The sequence below is a fragment of the Parazoarcus sp. PS-13 R2A genome (genome assembly GCF_057621855.1).
In genome coordinates this window covers 14,590-30,523 of the sequence record NZ_JBYEXN010000020.1, presented here as the reverse complement: position 1 = coordinate 30,523, position 15,934 = coordinate 14,590, and the positions used below count along the sequence as shown (strand labels likewise).

The window sequence follows — 15,934 nt, the reverse complement described above, 5'->3', positions numbered from 1 at the left end:
CATGTGTCAGCACATCGTGAGCACCATGCGCTGACACCCGTCCTTCACTTCTTGGCGACTTCGAAACCCGTCTCACGATAGATCGATTCGAGGAATTCCTGGCCAACGCGAGGTGCCATCGTGGCGTGCACCTTCACCATCGCGCGCTTCCACTCGTTGCGCTCCTGCGGGGTCGGCGTGAACACCGCCATCCGTCCGCTGCTCTTGATCATCTCGAGAGCTGCTTCGTTGTCCTTGCGTGCGACGTCGTTGGCGAATGCGGTCGCGTCCTTCATTGCGCCTTCGAGTTCAGTGCGGATCTCAGGCGGCAGCTCGTCCCAGAACTTCTTGTTGGTCACTACCGCGTAGCCCGTGTAGCCGTGGTTGCTGACCGTCATGTGCTTTTCGACTTCATAGAACTTCTGCGTCCAGATGTTCGGAGTCGATTGCTCGTCACCGTCGATAACGCCCGTCTGCAGCGCGGTATACAGCTCGGAGAAGGCCATCACCTGCGGCAGCACACCGAGAGACCGCATCTGCTCTTCGATGACCTTGGACGACTGGATGCGAATCTTCATGCCCTTGAGGTCTTCCGGCTTGTGCATCGCCCGGTTGCCGGTGAATTGCTTGAAGCCGCTGTCCCAGAATGCGAGGCCGGCCAGTCCACGTGTTTCCAGCTTCTTCAGCAGCCCACCGCCGATCGGGCCCTGCAGCACCTTGCGCACATCGTCGTAGTTGTCGAAGATGAAGGGCAGCGCGAAGGCGTCGAACTCCCTGAACCCGAGCGGGCCGAACTTGGCGGTGGACGGCGCAAGCATCTGCACCGCGCCCAGCTGCAGCGCCTCGAGCTCTTCCTTGTCCTTGTAGAGCACGCTGTTCGGATAGACCTCAACCTTGACGCGACCGTTGGTGCGCTCTTCCGCGAGCTTTCTGAACATCTCGGCAGCCTTGCCCTTGGGCGTCTCGGCGGCCACGACGTGGCTGAACTTGATGACGATGGGCGCAGCGTTCTGAGCCTGGGCCGACGCGCCGAAAAGGATGCCGGTCGAGGCGATCAGGGCGGCAAGCAGTTGGTTCGTTTTTTTCATAGTCTCCTCCGAGATGAGTGTTGTTGCGGGTACGTGAAAGGTTCTCAGGCCGCTTCGGGGCAAGCCTGACGTTGTGTGCGCTTGCCTGCCTGCAGCACCTGCCCGGGTACCGGGTGGCCAAGCAGCGTGGGCAGTTCGCGGGCAAGGTCGAGCAGCGCATCGAGGTCCACACCCGTGTCGATGCCGCAGGCCTCGAGCATGTGCACCGTGTCCTCGGTGCAGATGTTGCCGGTGGCGCCCGGAGCATAGGGGCAGCCCCCGATGCCGCCGAGCGAGGCGTCGATGCTGTCGACACCTGCATCGACCGCAGCAAGCACGTTCGCGAGACCCATGCCGCGCGTGTTGTGGAAATGCGCGGTGACAGGGACGCCCGGAAAAGCGGTGCGCACGGCGCGGCAGAAGTCTGCCACCTGCTGCGGGTGTCCCATGCCGGTGGTGTCGGCCAGCGTCAGGCTGTGCATGCCCATCGCAAGATATTCGCCGGCCGCCCACAGCACGCGATCGAGCGGCTGCTCGCCGTCGAAGGGGCAGCCGAAGGCCGTCGCAATTGTGCCATTCACGCGCACAGGCGAAGCGGCCACCAGCTTCATGATGTTGCGGAACTGCGCGAGCGACTGATCGCAGCGCATGCGCATGTTCGCGAGGTTGTGCCGCTCACCGATCGACATCACCAGGTTGATCTCGTCGGCAGCACAGGCGAGTGCGCGCTCGGCACCCTTCTCGTTCGGGACCAGCGCGGTATAGATGACGCCGAGCACGCGGGTGATGCCCTGCATCACCTCGGCCGCGTCGCGCAGGTTCGGAATCGCTTTCGGCGACACGAAGGACGTGACCTCGATCCGGGCCAGGCCCGTGGCGGAGAGCGCATCGATCAGACGGATCTTGTCTTCGGTCGGGACGAAAACCGCTTCGCTCTGGAAACCATCACGCACGGAGACTTCATTGAGGCAGACGCGCCGGGGCGCATGTTCGAACAGCATGGTGGAACTCCTTCAGATCACGCCGTCGGCTTGCAGCGCCGCCAACTCGGTAGTGTCGATGCCCAGGCCTGCGAGCACTTCGGCGGTGTGTTCGCCAAGTGCGGGGCCGAGCCAGCGCGTCTTGCCTGGCGTTGCCGACAGCTTGGGCACGATGCCCGGCAGCTCGATCGGCTCGCCGTCCGGCATCTCGTAACGGCCGATCATTTCGCGCGCGGCGTAGTGCGGGTCTTCGTGGATATCGGCGGCGGTGTAGATGCGACCGCTCGGCACCTCGGCGGCCTCGAGTGCGCCGAGCACCTCCTCCAGCTCACGCTGCGAAGTCCAGGCGGTGATCGCGGCGTCGAGCATGCCGTTGTGCCTGACCCGGCCGTCGTTGCGGGCCAGTTCCTTGTCCTCGGCCAGATCGCTGCGCCCGATCGCGACCATCAGGCGGCGGAAGATGCTGTCGCTGTTACCAGCGATGATGACGTAGCGCCCGTCCTTGCAGATGTAGGTGCTCGACGGCGAAATGCCGGGCAGGCTCGCGCCGGTGCGTTCGCGGATATGGCCGAGGGCGGCGTATTCGGGGATCAGGCTCTCCATGATGCCGAACACCGCTTCGTACAGCGCAACATCGATGTACTGGCCCTCGCCCTTGTTCACGTTGATGTGATGCAGCGCGAGCATGGCGCCGATGGTGCCGTAGAGCGATGCGAGGGTGTCGCCCAGGCTCACGCCGACGCGAACCGGCGGACGGTCCGGATAGCCCGCGAGGTTGCGCAGCCCGCCCATCGACTCGGCGATTGCGGCAAAGCCGGGACGATCCTTGTACGGGCCCGTCTGGCCGTAGCCGGAGACGCGCACCATCACGAGTTTCGGGTTGATCTTCGACAGTGCATCCCAGCCGAGCCCCCAGGCTTCAAGCGCACCGGGGCGGAAGTTCTCGATGACGATGTCGGTGTTCCTGACCAGATCCCTGACGATCTCCTGCGCACGCGGCGACTTCAGGTTCAGCGTGACCGACTTCTTGTTGCGGCTCTGCGAGTACCACCAGTAGGACGTCCCCTTGTGCAGCTTGCGCCAGCTGCGCAGCGGGTCGCCGCCGCCGGGCGACTCGACCTTGATGACCTCGGCGCCGAACTGCGCGAGCAGGCTCGCTGCATAGGGGCCGGCGATCAGCGTGCCAAGCTCGAGGACCCTGACGCCAGCGAGCGGCTGCGGTTGATCCTTGGTGGAACTGTCAGCCTGCTCATTGGAGTTTGGGCTCGCCATCACGCATCGGTCCTTTCGCATCTGTTGAGGTCGGACAGTCGTACGCGAGCTGTCCGTTTCGGGACGCGATAATGACGAAGACAAGGCGGTGTGAAAATCGACATTTCGCGAGCTTGCCATCGCGGTTTGAGATGGCAAGCCGAAATCTAACGATATTGCACCGCACAATTGCCGTAACGCGATAGCTGAACCACCGGATAAAGGATTCGGGCGCAGTGGCGATCCAGGGCAAGGGGGCCGGCCCGATCTCAGTCGTCTTGACGCAGGTGATCCAGCAACAGCCGCGCCGCCACCGGGAGTGCGGCGCGGGAACGAACGCACAGTTTGAGCTCGCGCTCGGCCCACGGTTCGTCCAGACGCAGCTGTGCGATTTCCAGGGTGCCGAGGTAGCGCCGCGCGACGGCTTCAGGGAGGACGCCGATGCCGAGACCGGTTTCAACCATCAGGCACAGCGCCTCGTAGCTTGTTACCTGAATGCGCATGCGTACCGTGCGCTCGAGGTCGGTCGCGGCCTTGACCAGCTGCAGGTTGATCGCACTGCCGACATGCAGGCCGACGAACTCATAGTCCAGCGCCTCGGCAAAACTCACTTGCCCGCGCGCTGCCAGCGGGTGGTCACGCGGCGTGATCAGGACAAGGTGATCCTTGCGGTAGCGGTAGGTCTCGACCTCCTGCCCGAACGGCACGTGGGCGAAGATGCCGATATCGGCCTGATTCTCGGCCACCGCCTTGGTGACCATTGTGCTGATCAGCTCTTCAAGGTGAATCTGGACCTGGGGATGCAGCCCGAGGAACTGCTTGATTTCGCTGGGCAGGAACTGCGTGATCGCAGACAGGTTCGCTGCAACGCGCACCTGGCCGCGCACCCCTGTCGAGTACTCGGCCATCTGCGCCGCGATCTCGTCAAGGCTGTGGAGTACGCCACGCGCCAGGTTCAGCAGCGCGAGTCCGGCGGCAGTCGGCTCCACCCCTTTGTTGGTCCGTCGCAGCAGTGTCGTCTTGAGCGCCGTCTCAAGATCGCTGATACGCCGGCTCACCGCAGACGCGGCCACATGCTCGCGCTCGGCTGCTGCGGAGATGGTGCCGGTTTCGACGATGCTGACGAAGAGCTTGAGTGAAACCGGGTCGAGGCGCATCGAGGATCCTGAAAATTCGTAATCTGAATGGCCCATTCTAGTGGCTCGCCCTTCAGATGGCGGAACCCGGGCCATGGCAGAAGCCTTGACCCGGGTTCTTCAAGCAAACCACGGTATTGGCGACCTCCCTGTGTCAGCGGAGGCGCTGGTTTCCCGCACCCCACCGCTAGCTGCCAGGTGGGGGCACCCCGTCATTCGACGGGGTGGTTCAGTGGCACTCAGACTTCAACCACCACCTTGCCAATCGCCTGTCCGCTGCTCAGACGGGCGTGTGCCTTGCCGACTTCATCGAGGCCAAAGCGGGTTTGGTCCAGCAAGGGCTTGAGTGCGCCCGCGTCGACGATCTCGGCCAGCTTGGCCAGGATGGCGCCGTGCTGCTCGCGCTTGTGCGTGTACAGCATCGGGATGAGCATGAACACGACGTGCAGCGACAGGCCCTTGAAGTGCGCGGGCGAGAGGTCAAGCTCCAGCAGGGATACGGTAGTGGAGACCTGTCCATTCAGGGCGGCGGCCTCGAAGGAGTTGCTCATGTTGGCACCGCCAACGGTATCGAAGACCACGTCGAAGCCTGCACCGGCGGTATGTTTTGCGACGTAGTCGGCAACTTTCTCGGTCTTGTAGTCAATGGCGGTCGCGCCATAGCCTTCAATGATCTCGGCCTGCTTCTGACCGCCGCAGGTGGCATAGACGTCTGCGCCAAGGTGCCTGGCCAGCTGCACCGCAAGGTGTCCGACACCACCCGTGCCGCCATGAACCAGCACCTTCTGCCCGGCCTGGGCGCCAGCCCGCTGCAGGCCTTCGTAGGCGGTGATGCCGACCAGCGGCAGTGCGGCCGCTTCGCGCATCGAAATGCTCTTCGGCTTGTGGGCGATCAGCCTGGCGTCGGCCAGCATGTATTCGGCAAGCGCACCCTGCAGATCGGCGAGCCCGCCGGCGCAGCCGTACACCTCGTCGCCCGGCACGAAGCCGGTTACGCCCTCGCCCACCGCCTCGACGGTGCCGGCGAAGTCCATCCCGAGCACGGCGGGCAGGTCCGGCGAGAGCGGCAGATCCTTGCCCATCTGGCGGATCATGGTATCGACCGTGTTCACGCTGGTGGCGGCAACACGCACGACCACATGACCTGCCTTTACGGCGGGCTTGGGCAGGTCTGCGACCTGGAATTCGGAACTGGCGCCATATTCATTGAGGACCATCGCTTTCATCGAAACTCTCCTGAGGCTGTGTGATTAGCTAGTGCATGCAAGATATCTTTCGATGAGACGATGTAAAAGCCCCACTAAATGAGTTCAGTATTCGACAAATCCATATAATCAGATGCGTTCTCTGCGGCTCCCGAAGCCGGTGCGATCAGGTGGATCGCGGCCAAGGCATCGATCAAACGACTCTGACCCTTTTGATCCTCATCTGCTGCGCCGCAGCGCCGTCCACGGTAAACGGCGTCAACGTCGAGAGAAATCTGGCGATAGCCGGGGTTAATTAATGCTGCGATGCGCCAATACAACGTAACTATGCAGCCGATGAATTTAATTCGTTAGAAGTAGTCATATCGCACAGCTATTGTGACCACATGGCGTACCGCTTACCTCGATCAACAGTAACAACGGGAGACAACCATGAGTAACGAAAGCAAGTGCCCCTTCGCAGGACATCATGCCGCGAGCGCTGCGGCTGGAACGCGTTCCAACCGTGACTGGTGGCCGCATCAGCTGAACCTGAACATCCTGCACCAGCATGCGCCGGCGTCCAGCCCGCTGGGCGAGGACTTCGACTACGCTGAAGAATTCAAGAAGCTCGACCTCGCTGCGCTGAAGAAGGATCTCGTCGCGCTGATGACGACTTCGCAGGACTGGTGGCCCGCTGACTGGGGTCACTACGGCGGCCTGTTCATCCGCATGGCCTGGCACAGCGCCGGCACCTACCGTACGGCGGACGGCCGTGGTGGCGCGGGTACCGGCAACCAGCGCTTTGCGCCGGTCAACAGCTGGCCTGACAACGGCAACCTGGACAAGGCGCGCCGCCTGCTGTGGCCAATCAAGCAGAAGTACGGCAACAAAATCTCGTGGGCCGACCTGATGGTTCTGGCCGGCAACTGCGCAATGGAATCCATGGGCTTCAAGACCTTTGGTTTTGCTGGCGGCCGCGCCGACATCTTCCAGCCCGAAGAGGACATCTACTGGGGTGCCGAAGCGGAATGGCTGGCCACCAGCGACAAGCCCAACAGCCGCTATTCGGGCGACCGCGAACTGGAAAACCCGCTCGCCGCAGTGCAGATGGGCCTGATCTATGTGAACCCGGAAGGCCCGGACGGCAATCCCGACCCAGTAGCATCCGGCCGTGACGTGCGTGAGACCTTCGCCCGCATGGCGATGAACGATGAAGAAACGGTCGCGCTCACCGCAGGCGGCCACACCTTCGGCAAGGCGCACGGTGCGGGAGACCCCGCCCTCGTCGGCCCTGAGCCGGAAGGTGCGCCCATCGAAGAACAGGGTCTGGGCTGGATCAACAGCTTTGGCTCCGGCAAGGGTGGCGACACCACCACCAGCGGCATCGAAGGTGCGTGGAAGCCCAACCCGACGACGTGGGACAACGGTTACTTCGACATGCTGTTCGGCTACGAATGGGAGCTCACCAAGAGCCCGGCCGGCGCCCACCAGTGGGTGGCAAAGGACGTGAAGCCGGAGCACATGATTCCCGACGCCCACGACCCGTCGAAGAAGCACCCGCCGATGATGACCACGGCCGACCTGTCGATGCGCTTTGATCCGATCTACGAACCGATTGCGCGTCGCTTCCACAAGGATCCGCAGGCCTTTGCCGATGCGTTTGCGCGTGCCTGGTTCAAGCTCACTCACCGTGACATGGGGCCGAAGGCGCGTTACCTGGGCCCGGAAGTCCCGGCTGAAGACCTGATCTGGCAGGACCCGGTCCCCGCGGTCGACCACCCGCTGATCGACGCCAACGACGTCGCCGAACTCAAGGCCAAGGTGCTGGCATCCGGCCTGTCGGTTGCCGAGCTGGTGTCCACCGCATGGGCTTCGGCCTCGAGCTTCCGTGGCTCGGACATGCGCGGCGGTGCCAACGGTGCGCGCATCCGGCTTGCGCCGCAGAAGGACTGGGAAGTCAATCAGCCCGCCCAGCTGGCCAAGGTGTTGTCGACGCTCGAAGGCATCCAGCAGGCTTTCAACGCCGCGCAGAGCGGTGGCAAGAAAGTGTCGCTGGCCGACCTGATCGTGCTGGCCGGTAACGCCGCTGTCGAGGCCGCCGCCAAGGCAGGTGGTCATGCGGTGGACCTGCCCTTCACGCCGGGCCGTACCGATGCGTCGCAAGCGCAGACTGACGTGGAATCGTTCTCGGTGATGGAGCCGGAGGCCGATGGTTTCCGCAACTACCGGAAGGCGAACTACACCGTGCCGCCCGAGGCCATGCTGGTGGACAAGGCGCAGCTGCTGAAGCTGAGCGCGCCCGAAATGACGGTGCTGGTCGGTGGCCTGCGCGTGCTTGGCGCCAACACCGGCGGCTCGAAGGACGGCGTGTTCACCCAGCGTACCCAGACCCTGAGCAATGACTTCTTCGTCAATCTGCTCGACATGGCTACGACCTGGAAGCCGACCTCCGAGAGCGGGGAGAAGTTCGAGGGACGCGACCGCAAGACGGGCGCGGTCAAATGGACCGGCACGCGCGTGGATCTGATCTTCGGCTCCAACTCGCAGCTGCGTGCGCTGGCCGAGGTCTATGCGCAGGAAGACGCGAAGGAGAAGTTCGTACGCGACTTTGCGGCAGCCTGGACCAAGGTCATGAACCTCGACCGCTTCGACCTGAAGTAAGGTCCAGTAGCGAATTCGGCGCAGGCCCACGGGCTTGCGCCGAACTCGTTTCAGCCCGTCAGCACCCGAAGATCCATCTGCCCGTCGCACATCGGCGGGCACCAGTAATAGCCACCCGTCGTCGGCTGGCTGAAACGGAACAGCGCATCGGTGATGCCATCGTCCAGCCCCGCCATGCGTCGCAACTGCGCCTCAAAGGCGTCGAGCGAATGGCCGAAGGCAACGAACAGCAGCCCCGCCTCACGCCCCTCCACCCACGGCATCGAGCGCCGCAGCACGAAGGCTTCGGGCTCGAAGCTCTCCTGCGCCGTGCGCTTCACGTGCGCGGACGACGGCGCATCGTCGAGTTCCTCGTTGTCGCTCCTGCGCCGCCCGATCACGTTGTCCTGCTCCGCTGCAGGCATGGCCGCGAAGGCGTCGAGCGCGTGCCGCCAGTGCTGAACCGCAACATAGCTGCCACCTGCCGCACCCGGTCCTGCGCCCTCTGCGACAAAAGCTGCGGCCAGCGCGTCGTCGCCTTCGGGGTTCTCGGTGCCGTCTTCGTAGCCGGTCAGGTCGCGACCGTTGTCATAGCAGAAGGTGTCGGTCGCCTGCACCAGCACCAGCGCCGGAGCCACTGCAGCCTCGATCGCGCGTGCCCGGTGCAGCAGCTCACCGCGATCCTCGCCGCGCAGCCAGCACCACAGGGCATGCTGGGTCGACGGTACGTCGACACCGACGCCCGAAATCGGCGGGAACACCCGCAGCCCGTCCAGCGAACCCGACAGCGCATGACGCACCGACTCGCCGAAACCCGCTACCGTCGACTCGCCGTCGACCAGGGACGCGAGCGCATCGAGCGCAGCCGGCAGTGCCTCGGTCGACTCGATGGCGAAGAAGAGATGGCGCGCCTGCGCCGGCAGCGGGGCGAGGATGCCTTTCTGGAATTGGCTCATCGCATATCCTGTCAGATAAAAGGGTGATTCTACGTCGCACGCCACCCGGTGCAAGCACGGACAAGGACGAAACGCCGCAACAGGCCTCGAAATTGCTCGGCATCCGGGTTCGAGGGCAAACTCCCGCCTTCCTGCCTCAAACCCTACGGAGATCGAAACATGCCTTACACCCCGGTGTGCAGGCTGAGCAGCCTGATGGAAGGCGATGCGGCGCCCTACACCGTTGAAGGACGCGAAGTCATCCTGCTGTGGCCGGAAGGCGGCGAGCTGCAGGCCTTCAACGGCCTCTGCCCGCATCAGAACGTGCCGCTCTACCGTGGCGAGTTCAACGGCCGCTACCTCACCTGCCCCGTCCATGAGTGGGTGTTCGACGGGCGCGACGGCAGCTGCGTGCGGGGCGAGAAATGCACCCTGCCGAAAATCCCGCTGCGCGTGGTCAACGGAATCGTGGAGATCGAATCGCGCGCCAGCACAGCACCGTCAGCGGCGTAAGCCAGCAACACTCGCGCGCCCTGGTCAGCGTGGTGCGCGACGCTCGGCCAGTGCGCAGAAAAAGGGCACGTACTGCGCGTGACCGCCACAGAACACAAAATCGAGCCGCAGCGGGTCGGCGGGGTCGGTGATGCCTTCCAGCGCGGGCCAGGGTTCGAGCACCGGGTCCGCAGCACGCTGCTGCAGGTGGGTCGCGTCAAGTCCGGGACGACGCACCTCGCCACCGCTGCTGTCGATATAGATCACCGTACTGCCGGCGCCCAAGGTTTCGCCCAGCGCCTGCACCAGCGTGAGAAAGCCGCGATCGCTGCCGCCGCGCAACTGGAGGCGCAGCCCGTCCACCGTCTGCGTACTGGACGTGACCGTATCACCGACCCCCACGATGTGCGGCATGTGCGCGGGATCGAAGTGCGCGCGCGCCAGTTGCAGCAGCTCGCCATGATCGCGCGGCGCCTGGCGGGCGTTGAAGTGCTCGCCCAGCGGATAGTGGCCGGTGTGCTCAAAGTAGTACTGATTGAGGATCACCAGCACGCCGACTTCCTTGACCGCACCCCGGATCATGAACTGGAAATCGGTGGTGCCGGCGCTGCTGTCATCTCCATGCCTGATGCGCTCCCGTCCCTGCGCATCCGTGCCGAGGTTGGGCGCGAGGTGCACGAAAAAGGCCTGCTCCAGCCCGGCGCTCACCGCCTCGCTTTGCAACCCGTCCATGAACGCTTCCACTGCCTGCTGCAGCTGGCGGTAGCGCGCGGGCTGTGCGCCCAAGCGGTGGTAGAGCTGGTTGATGTTGATGGTGGGCGAAGCGATGTTGTCGAGCACGGTCGACGCCACTGCGTCGTCAATCTCGCCCGCATCGAGCCCGTACGGTGCCGTCGCCAGCAGCTCGCGCAGAAAGCGCTCCGCCCGCGCGGGCACGGCCTGCAGGAAGGCCAGCTCATCGTCACTCACGCCGGGGTGCGACACCGCGCCGTAACGATCCTGAAACTGCACGCCACCGGCGGCCAGTCCAGGCAGGTAGAGGCCGTGATCCTGCGCACCGGCAGGTGCATCGAGTGCCTTGTCGACGATGTCATTCACGCCGCGACGGCCGACGTGTTCGCCATTGGTGAGCACGTAGAACTGCCCCGCGAGACTGCGCGCCGCTTCGACGTAGCGGGACTCTATGCTGCGGGTCAGCGGGTCGCGAACCAGGCCCATGCAGACACCGTCCAGGTCCTGGATGATGAGCAGCCTGTCGTGGGCGGCAAGGGTGCCGAGCAGGCCGGCATGGTCGAGCGAAAAGGCAGGAGCGGCATGTGTCATGGCCTCATTCTATCGCCTGCAGCAGGCCACACCCGAACACCACGGCTGCGGGCCCTGCCCGCGCGCCTCAGTCGAGCCGCGCCAGCGCCGGGTAATACCAGCCGAGCGAGAAGGTGCGCGCCACGTAGTTCACATAGAGCGCAGCCCACAGGCCGTGATTGCCCCAGGGCTGCAACAGCCACCAGGCCAGCACGAAGACCGCGGTCGAGAACAGCATGGCGTTGCGCATCTCGACGCTGCGCGTGGCACCGATGAAGATGCCGTCGAGCTGGAAGGCCAGTACGCCGGCAAGCGGCGCCAGGGCCGCCCACGGGAGATAGATGCGGGCCGCCGCACGGGTGTCCGGGTCGGTGGTGAGTGCATCCACCACCCAGGGCCCTGCAATGAAGTAGACGCTGCTGACCAGCAGGGCCACCAGCACCGCCCACAGGGTGCTGACACGGACCGCCGCGCGGAAACCGGCGCGGTCGCGCGCACCCAGCGCACGCCCCACCAGCGCCTCTGCAGCAAAGGCGAGCCCGTCGAGAAAATAGGCGCTGATCGATACGAACTGCATCAGCACCGCATTGGCAGCCAGCGTGACGTCGCCATAGCGTGCGCCCTGGGCCATGAACCAGACAAACACGAAGATCAGCGCCAGCGAGCGGATCATGATGTCGCGGTTCACCGCCAGCGTGCGCTTCAGCCGGTCGGTCACCAGCAGATTGCCAAAACGCAGCTGCGCGCCGTGACGGCGCATGTAGCGCACGGCGATCGCCAGCCCGACCAGGGCGGCGAAGTATTCGGCAAACAGGGTGCCGAGCGCCACACCGCGCACGTCGAGCCCCAGCCCGAGCACGAAGAAGGCGTCGAGCGCGATATTGACGAGGTTCAGCACCAGCTGCAGCACCAGACCGATGTCGGTGCGGCCCAGCCCGATGAACCAGCCCAGCAGCGCATAGTTGGCCAGGGTGGCAGGTGCGGCCCAGATGCGGATATCGAAATAGCTGCGCGCGAGGCCCTCGGTCCTGTCGCTGGCTTCGAGCAGCGCAAAGGCGATCTCCCGAATCGGCCACTGCAGGCCGACCAGCGCCGCACCGACCACCGCAGCGATCAGCAAGGCCCGCCCCAGCCCGGCCACCAGCTCTTCGGTATCGCCGCTGCCTAGCGCCTGCGCAGTCAGGCCCGTGGTGCCCATGCGCAGGAAGCCGAAGCCCCAGAACACGAAGGTGAACACCAGTGCGCCCAGCGCCACTGCTGCGATATAGGCGGGATCGGGAATGCGCCCGACGATGGCCGTATCGACAACGCCGATCAGCGGCGTAGACGCGTTGGAGAGCATCACCGGCAGGGCGATGCGGAGAACAGTGCGGTGATCCATGAAAGACAGGGGGCGTTGGGGGCGACCGGCCGAAGCCTAACCGTTCAGGCGTGGCGGTGGAATGAAGGGCAGGAAATTCCTGCCTTACCCGGCGCTCAATAGACGCCCGACCACATGCACACCCGGTTACGCCCGCCTTCCTTGGCCTCGTAAAGGGCCTGGTCGGCACGCGAGAGCATGCTCTCTGCCGGAGCACCATCGAACACGGCCAGGCCAATACTGATCGTAATCTGGATCAGGCCACCGTCGCAATCGAGCGGCGCATTGCATACCGCCCGCCGCAAACGTTCGGCCAGGCCGAAGGACGTCTCGTTCGTCGTGCCGCGCAACAGGACGGCAAACTCCTCGCCCCCCAGACGCCCGGCGACATCCTCTCGCCGCAGCACCTTGGTGATCAGGTCTGCCAGGTGCTTGAGCACGCGGTCGCCTACCGGATGACCGTACGTATCGTTGACCCGCTTGAAGTGGTCGATGTCGAGCATCAACAGGGCACCCGGGCGGTCGTCCACGCCCTGCTGTTCGGCCACCGTGCGTTCGAGCTCGGCCATGAAGCTGCGGCGGTTGGGCAGCGTGGTCAGCGGGTCCGTGGCCGCCAGAGTGGCGAGCTTTCTTTCGTAGAGCTTGCGCCCGGTAATGTCGCGCACCAGCCATACATGGCCGAGGCGCTCGTCACCATGCATGATCGTCACCCAATCGACTTCAAACGACTGGTTGCCCGCCGCGTCGACTTCGATCGTGTGCGCCAGCCCGACGTGTGTCCCCTCTTCGAGCTGCAGCCATCTCAGGTCGAGATCGGGGAAGCGCTCGCCCAGCGACTGTCGCGTCATGCCCACCAGCGAAGACGACGGCAAGGGAATCGACAGCAGCTCGCACAGGCCCTGGTTGACCATCACGATCCGGTCGGCCGAGTCTTCCAGCAGCACGCCACCGGGAAAGCGCTCGAGCAGTGCGGTCAGACGTGTGCGCTCGGTGATGAGCGCCGCTTCTGCGGCCTTGCGTTCGGTGATATCCACCAGGGTCCACAGCATCTCGCTGTCAGGCTGCTCCTGATCGAGCAGCGTGCCGTGCATGTCGAACCAGCGCGCCTTGCCGTCGGCGTCGCGCAGCGGATACTCGAAGCGCGCGAACCCGCTTGCGCGCAGCCCTTCGACGTACTCGCCCATGGCCTGCCACGACGCATCGTCGACATGCAGGGTGCGCAACCCCACCCCCTGCAGCATCTCCCCCGGCGGCGCAAAGATCTGGTGTGCGCGCTCATTGGCATACAGCACATACCGATCAGGGGAGGACACCACGATCGCGGCTGCGTTCTGATCCAGCAGCGCACGCCGGAACTGGTTGGCGGCCACCCTCTGGGTGACATCGGTAATCGTGCCGATCATCTTTTTCGGGACACCGTGTTCACGCTCGACGACGCTTCCCCGCCATTCGATCCACAGCCAGTCGCCCGATCCCTTCTTTACCCGGAACTCTTCGGTGGCGACCTCATCCGGCCTGAAGCGGATCTGATTGGCCAGGCTCGACTTGATACGCGCCCGATCCCTGGGATGAACGAGCGCCATGAACGCGTCGTAGGTGGGCTCGATGGCGCCCTCTGCATATCCCACCATGCTGTAGCAGCGCGCATCCCATTGAGCTTCGCCACTCTCAAGATTCCATTCCCACAAGCCGTCCTGAACCGCGGCCACGGTCAGACGCAGACGCGCTTCGCTGTGGCGCAGGGCGTCGGCCGCTGCATGGGCCTCGGTCACGTCCTGAATGTAGCCATGCCACAGCGTATGGCCCTCGGGCGTGCGCTCCGGGTTGGAATGCCCGAGCAGCCAGCGCACCTTGCCGTCTTCGGTACATACGCGATACTCGCAGCGCCAGATGGAGAGCTGACGGGCCGAGTCGCGAATCGAGGCCTTGACCCGCAGCAGATCGTCCGGATGAATGACGGCAAAGACCTTTTCTGCCGAGACCTCGACCTCGGCCGGCGAAATGCCATAGATGTCGATAACCCCGGGGCTGACGTAAGGAAAGCAGGACGTGCCGTCGGTGCGTTCGAGATACTGATACACCATCCCCGGCACCTGCGCGACCAGCTTGGACAGCCGCACCCGCAGATCGAGCTCGCGCGCTTCGGCCAGCTTGCGCTCCGTAATATCCAGATGCGTGCCAACCATCCGCACTGGGTCGCCGTTCTTGTCGCGGGTCATGATCTCGCCACGGCTGTGCACCCAGACCCAGTGACCGTCGCGGTGACGTGCCCGGTAATCGGCTTCGTAATGGTCGCGTTCGCCCCGGAAGTGCGCATCGAGCGCAGACTTCACGGCGTCCCAGTCGTCCGGGTGCGCGAGCCTGGACAGAGACTTGAGGTCATGCTCGGCCTCGTCCGCGTCATAACCCAGCATCTGCGCCCAGCGCGCATTGCCCTGAATCCTGCCACTCGAAAGATCCCAGTCCCACGATCCGAGGTCTCCCCCGCGCAGAGCGAGTTCAAAGCGCTCCCGGCTTTCGTTCAGATGCGCATAGTCGCGGCGCTTCTGCGCAAACAGCCAGGTAATCCAGGCCGCGGCCAGCACGAGCAGCGCCGAACCGAACAGGTTGTGCAGGACCGCCGCATCGACGGCTTCCGCGATCCCACCCATCGCCACGCCTTTGTCCAACCCCAGGCTGACGACCACCGGGTAAGCTGCCACGCGCTGCCAGGCGTAGAAGCGCTCCACACCATCGACGGCGGCCACGGCATCGTAACTGCCGTGTGGCGCTCCGAGACCATCGATGAAGGGCCGTGCGTCAGGAACGCGCTTGCCCAGCACCTCCTCCAGCATCTGCGAACGCGTCAGATATGCGCCGTCTTCGCGCAGCAGCATCACGACGTCGGACGGATCGGGGAAGATCTGACGGAAAGACTGGGCGAGATACTCCGGCGAGATCGAGATCACGACGACGCCCGCAAACACGCCATGCGTCAGGACCGGCCGGGAGAACTGCACCGACCAGCGCTGCGACACACGACCAAAGACCGGGTGACTGATGTAGAGCGCAGGCACGATGCCGGACCCGTGCGCCTTGAAATGAGCACGGTCGGCGATGGACACCCGGGATTCACCGTCAGCGGGCAAGCCGAGAGTGGAGAACACCATGTGGCCCTCGCCGTCGGCCACGCTGGCCTGAACCAGCGCCCCTTCAGGAAGCGCGTCGCTCGCCTCGGCAACGGCTTGGCGCAAGCGCTCATCGTCACCCGAAATCCACGCCGACGCCATGTTGCGGGCAATATGGTCGATATCGAGCACCATCGACTCGACCTGTGCGGCCAGCGCCTGTGCCGTCTGGCCGGCGCGCAGGCGGGCCTGACGCTCGGCATCGAGAAGTTGCTGCTCATTCGATTGCAGCAGCGAAGCCCAGTAGATGAACAGGGCGACAAGCAGCACCACCCAGCCGATGACGACACGCGGAGACAGCACGTACTTGAGCGAAGCCAGAACTCTCATTGGCTCCCCGCTCCCTTCATTGCACGAGGCGATAATGCTTTAGCTATAAACATGATCGGACGCATCATAGCCGACACCTCCACCTCCCTTCCATGCGATTTTGCGCAG

At 64.4% G+C, this 15,934-nt stretch carries 12 protein-coding genes; 2 read left to right on the top strand and 10 right to left on the bottom strand.

Going from position 1 to position 15,934, the window contains the following annotated elements; all coding sequences use genetic code 11:
- Positions 1-44: 44 nt before the first annotated feature.
- The 6 genes from AC22G6_RS16870 to AC22G6_RS16845 all read right to left on the bottom strand — a co-directional run bounded on the left by AC22G6_RS16870 (position 45) and on the right by AC22G6_RS16845 (position 5,938).
- Entirely contained in the window at positions 45-1,067 is a 1,023-nt protein-coding gene (locus AC22G6_RS16870; RefSeq protein ID WP_487367731.1) for a TRAP transporter substrate-binding protein, read from the bottom strand.
- 44 nt (positions 1,068-1,111) lie between these two features.
- The gene (locus tag AC22G6_RS16865; protein ID WP_487367730.1) at positions 1,112-2,047 is read right to left on the bottom strand and encodes a hydroxymethylglutaryl-CoA lyase; all 936 of its coding nucleotides are present in this window, start codon (positions 2,045-2,047) and stop codon (positions 1,112-1,114) included.
- Positions 2,048-2,059: 12 nt separating this feature from the next.
- The gene (locus tag AC22G6_RS16860) at positions 2,060-3,298 is read right to left on the bottom strand and encodes a CaiB/BaiF CoA transferase family protein (RefSeq protein ID WP_487367729.1); all 1,239 of its coding nucleotides are present in this window, start codon (positions 3,296-3,298) and stop codon (positions 2,060-2,062) included.
- A gap of 248 nt (positions 3,299-3,546) precedes the next feature.
- The gene (locus AC22G6_RS16855; RefSeq protein ID WP_487367728.1) at positions 3,547-4,434 is read right to left on the bottom strand and encodes a LysR family transcriptional regulator; all 888 of its coding nucleotides are present in this window, start codon (positions 4,432-4,434) and stop codon (positions 3,547-3,549) included.
- A gap of 218 nt (positions 4,435-4,652) precedes the next feature.
- Entirely contained in the window at positions 4,653-5,639 is a 987-nt protein-coding gene (locus tag AC22G6_RS16850; protein WP_487367727.1) for a zinc-dependent alcohol dehydrogenase family protein, read from the bottom strand.
- A gap of 74 nt (positions 5,640-5,713) precedes the next feature.
- Positions 5,714-5,938, bottom strand: coding sequence for a hypothetical protein (locus tag AC22G6_RS16845; protein WP_487367726.1), 225 nt, complete (start codon positions 5,936-5,938; stop codon positions 5,714-5,716).
- 112 nt (positions 5,939-6,050) lie between these two features.
- Here AC22G6_RS16845 and katG point away from each other — a divergent pair, with 112 nt between their 5' ends.
- A complete protein-coding gene (gene katG, locus AC22G6_RS16840) occupies positions 6,051-8,261 on the top strand; it encodes a catalase/peroxidase HPI (RefSeq protein WP_487367725.1) in 2,211 nt (736 codons plus the stop codon).
- A 50-nt stretch (positions 8,262-8,311) separates the two neighbouring features.
- Here the strand turns inward: katG and AC22G6_RS16835 are convergent, their stop codons facing one another.
- Positions 8,312-9,196, bottom strand: coding sequence for a Dyp-type peroxidase (locus AC22G6_RS16835; protein ID WP_487367724.1), 885 nt, complete (start codon positions 9,194-9,196; stop codon positions 8,312-8,314).
- Between the two features lie 159 nt (positions 9,197-9,355).
- Here AC22G6_RS16835 and AC22G6_RS16830 point away from each other — a divergent pair, with 159 nt between their 5' ends.
- The gene (locus tag AC22G6_RS16830) at positions 9,356-9,688 is read left to right on the top strand and encodes a Rieske (2Fe-2S) protein (protein WP_487367723.1); all 333 of its coding nucleotides are present in this window, start codon (positions 9,356-9,358) and stop codon (positions 9,686-9,688) included.
- A 24-nt stretch (positions 9,689-9,712) separates the two neighbouring features.
- Here AC22G6_RS16830 and stpA read toward each other — a convergent pair whose 3' ends face one another.
- From stpA to AC22G6_RS16815, 3 genes are all read right to left on the bottom strand, one after another.
- A complete protein-coding gene (gene stpA / locus AC22G6_RS16825; protein WP_487367722.1) occupies positions 9,713-10,990 on the bottom strand; it encodes a glucosylglycerol 3-phosphatase in 1,278 nt (425 codons plus the stop codon).
- Between the two features lie 67 nt (positions 10,991-11,057).
- Complete coding sequence (locus AC22G6_RS16820; RefSeq protein ID WP_487367721.1) at positions 11,058-12,350, bottom strand: MATE family efflux transporter; 1,293 nt, start codon at positions 12,348-12,350, stop codon at positions 11,058-11,060.
- Positions 12,351-12,445: 95 nt separating this feature from the next.
- Positions 12,446-15,826 (bottom strand): PAS domain-containing protein, encoded by a 3,381-nt coding sequence (locus tag AC22G6_RS16815; protein ID WP_487367720.1) that lies wholly within the window; start codon positions 15,824-15,826, stop codon positions 12,446-12,448.
- Positions 15,827-15,934 lie beyond the last annotated feature (108 nt).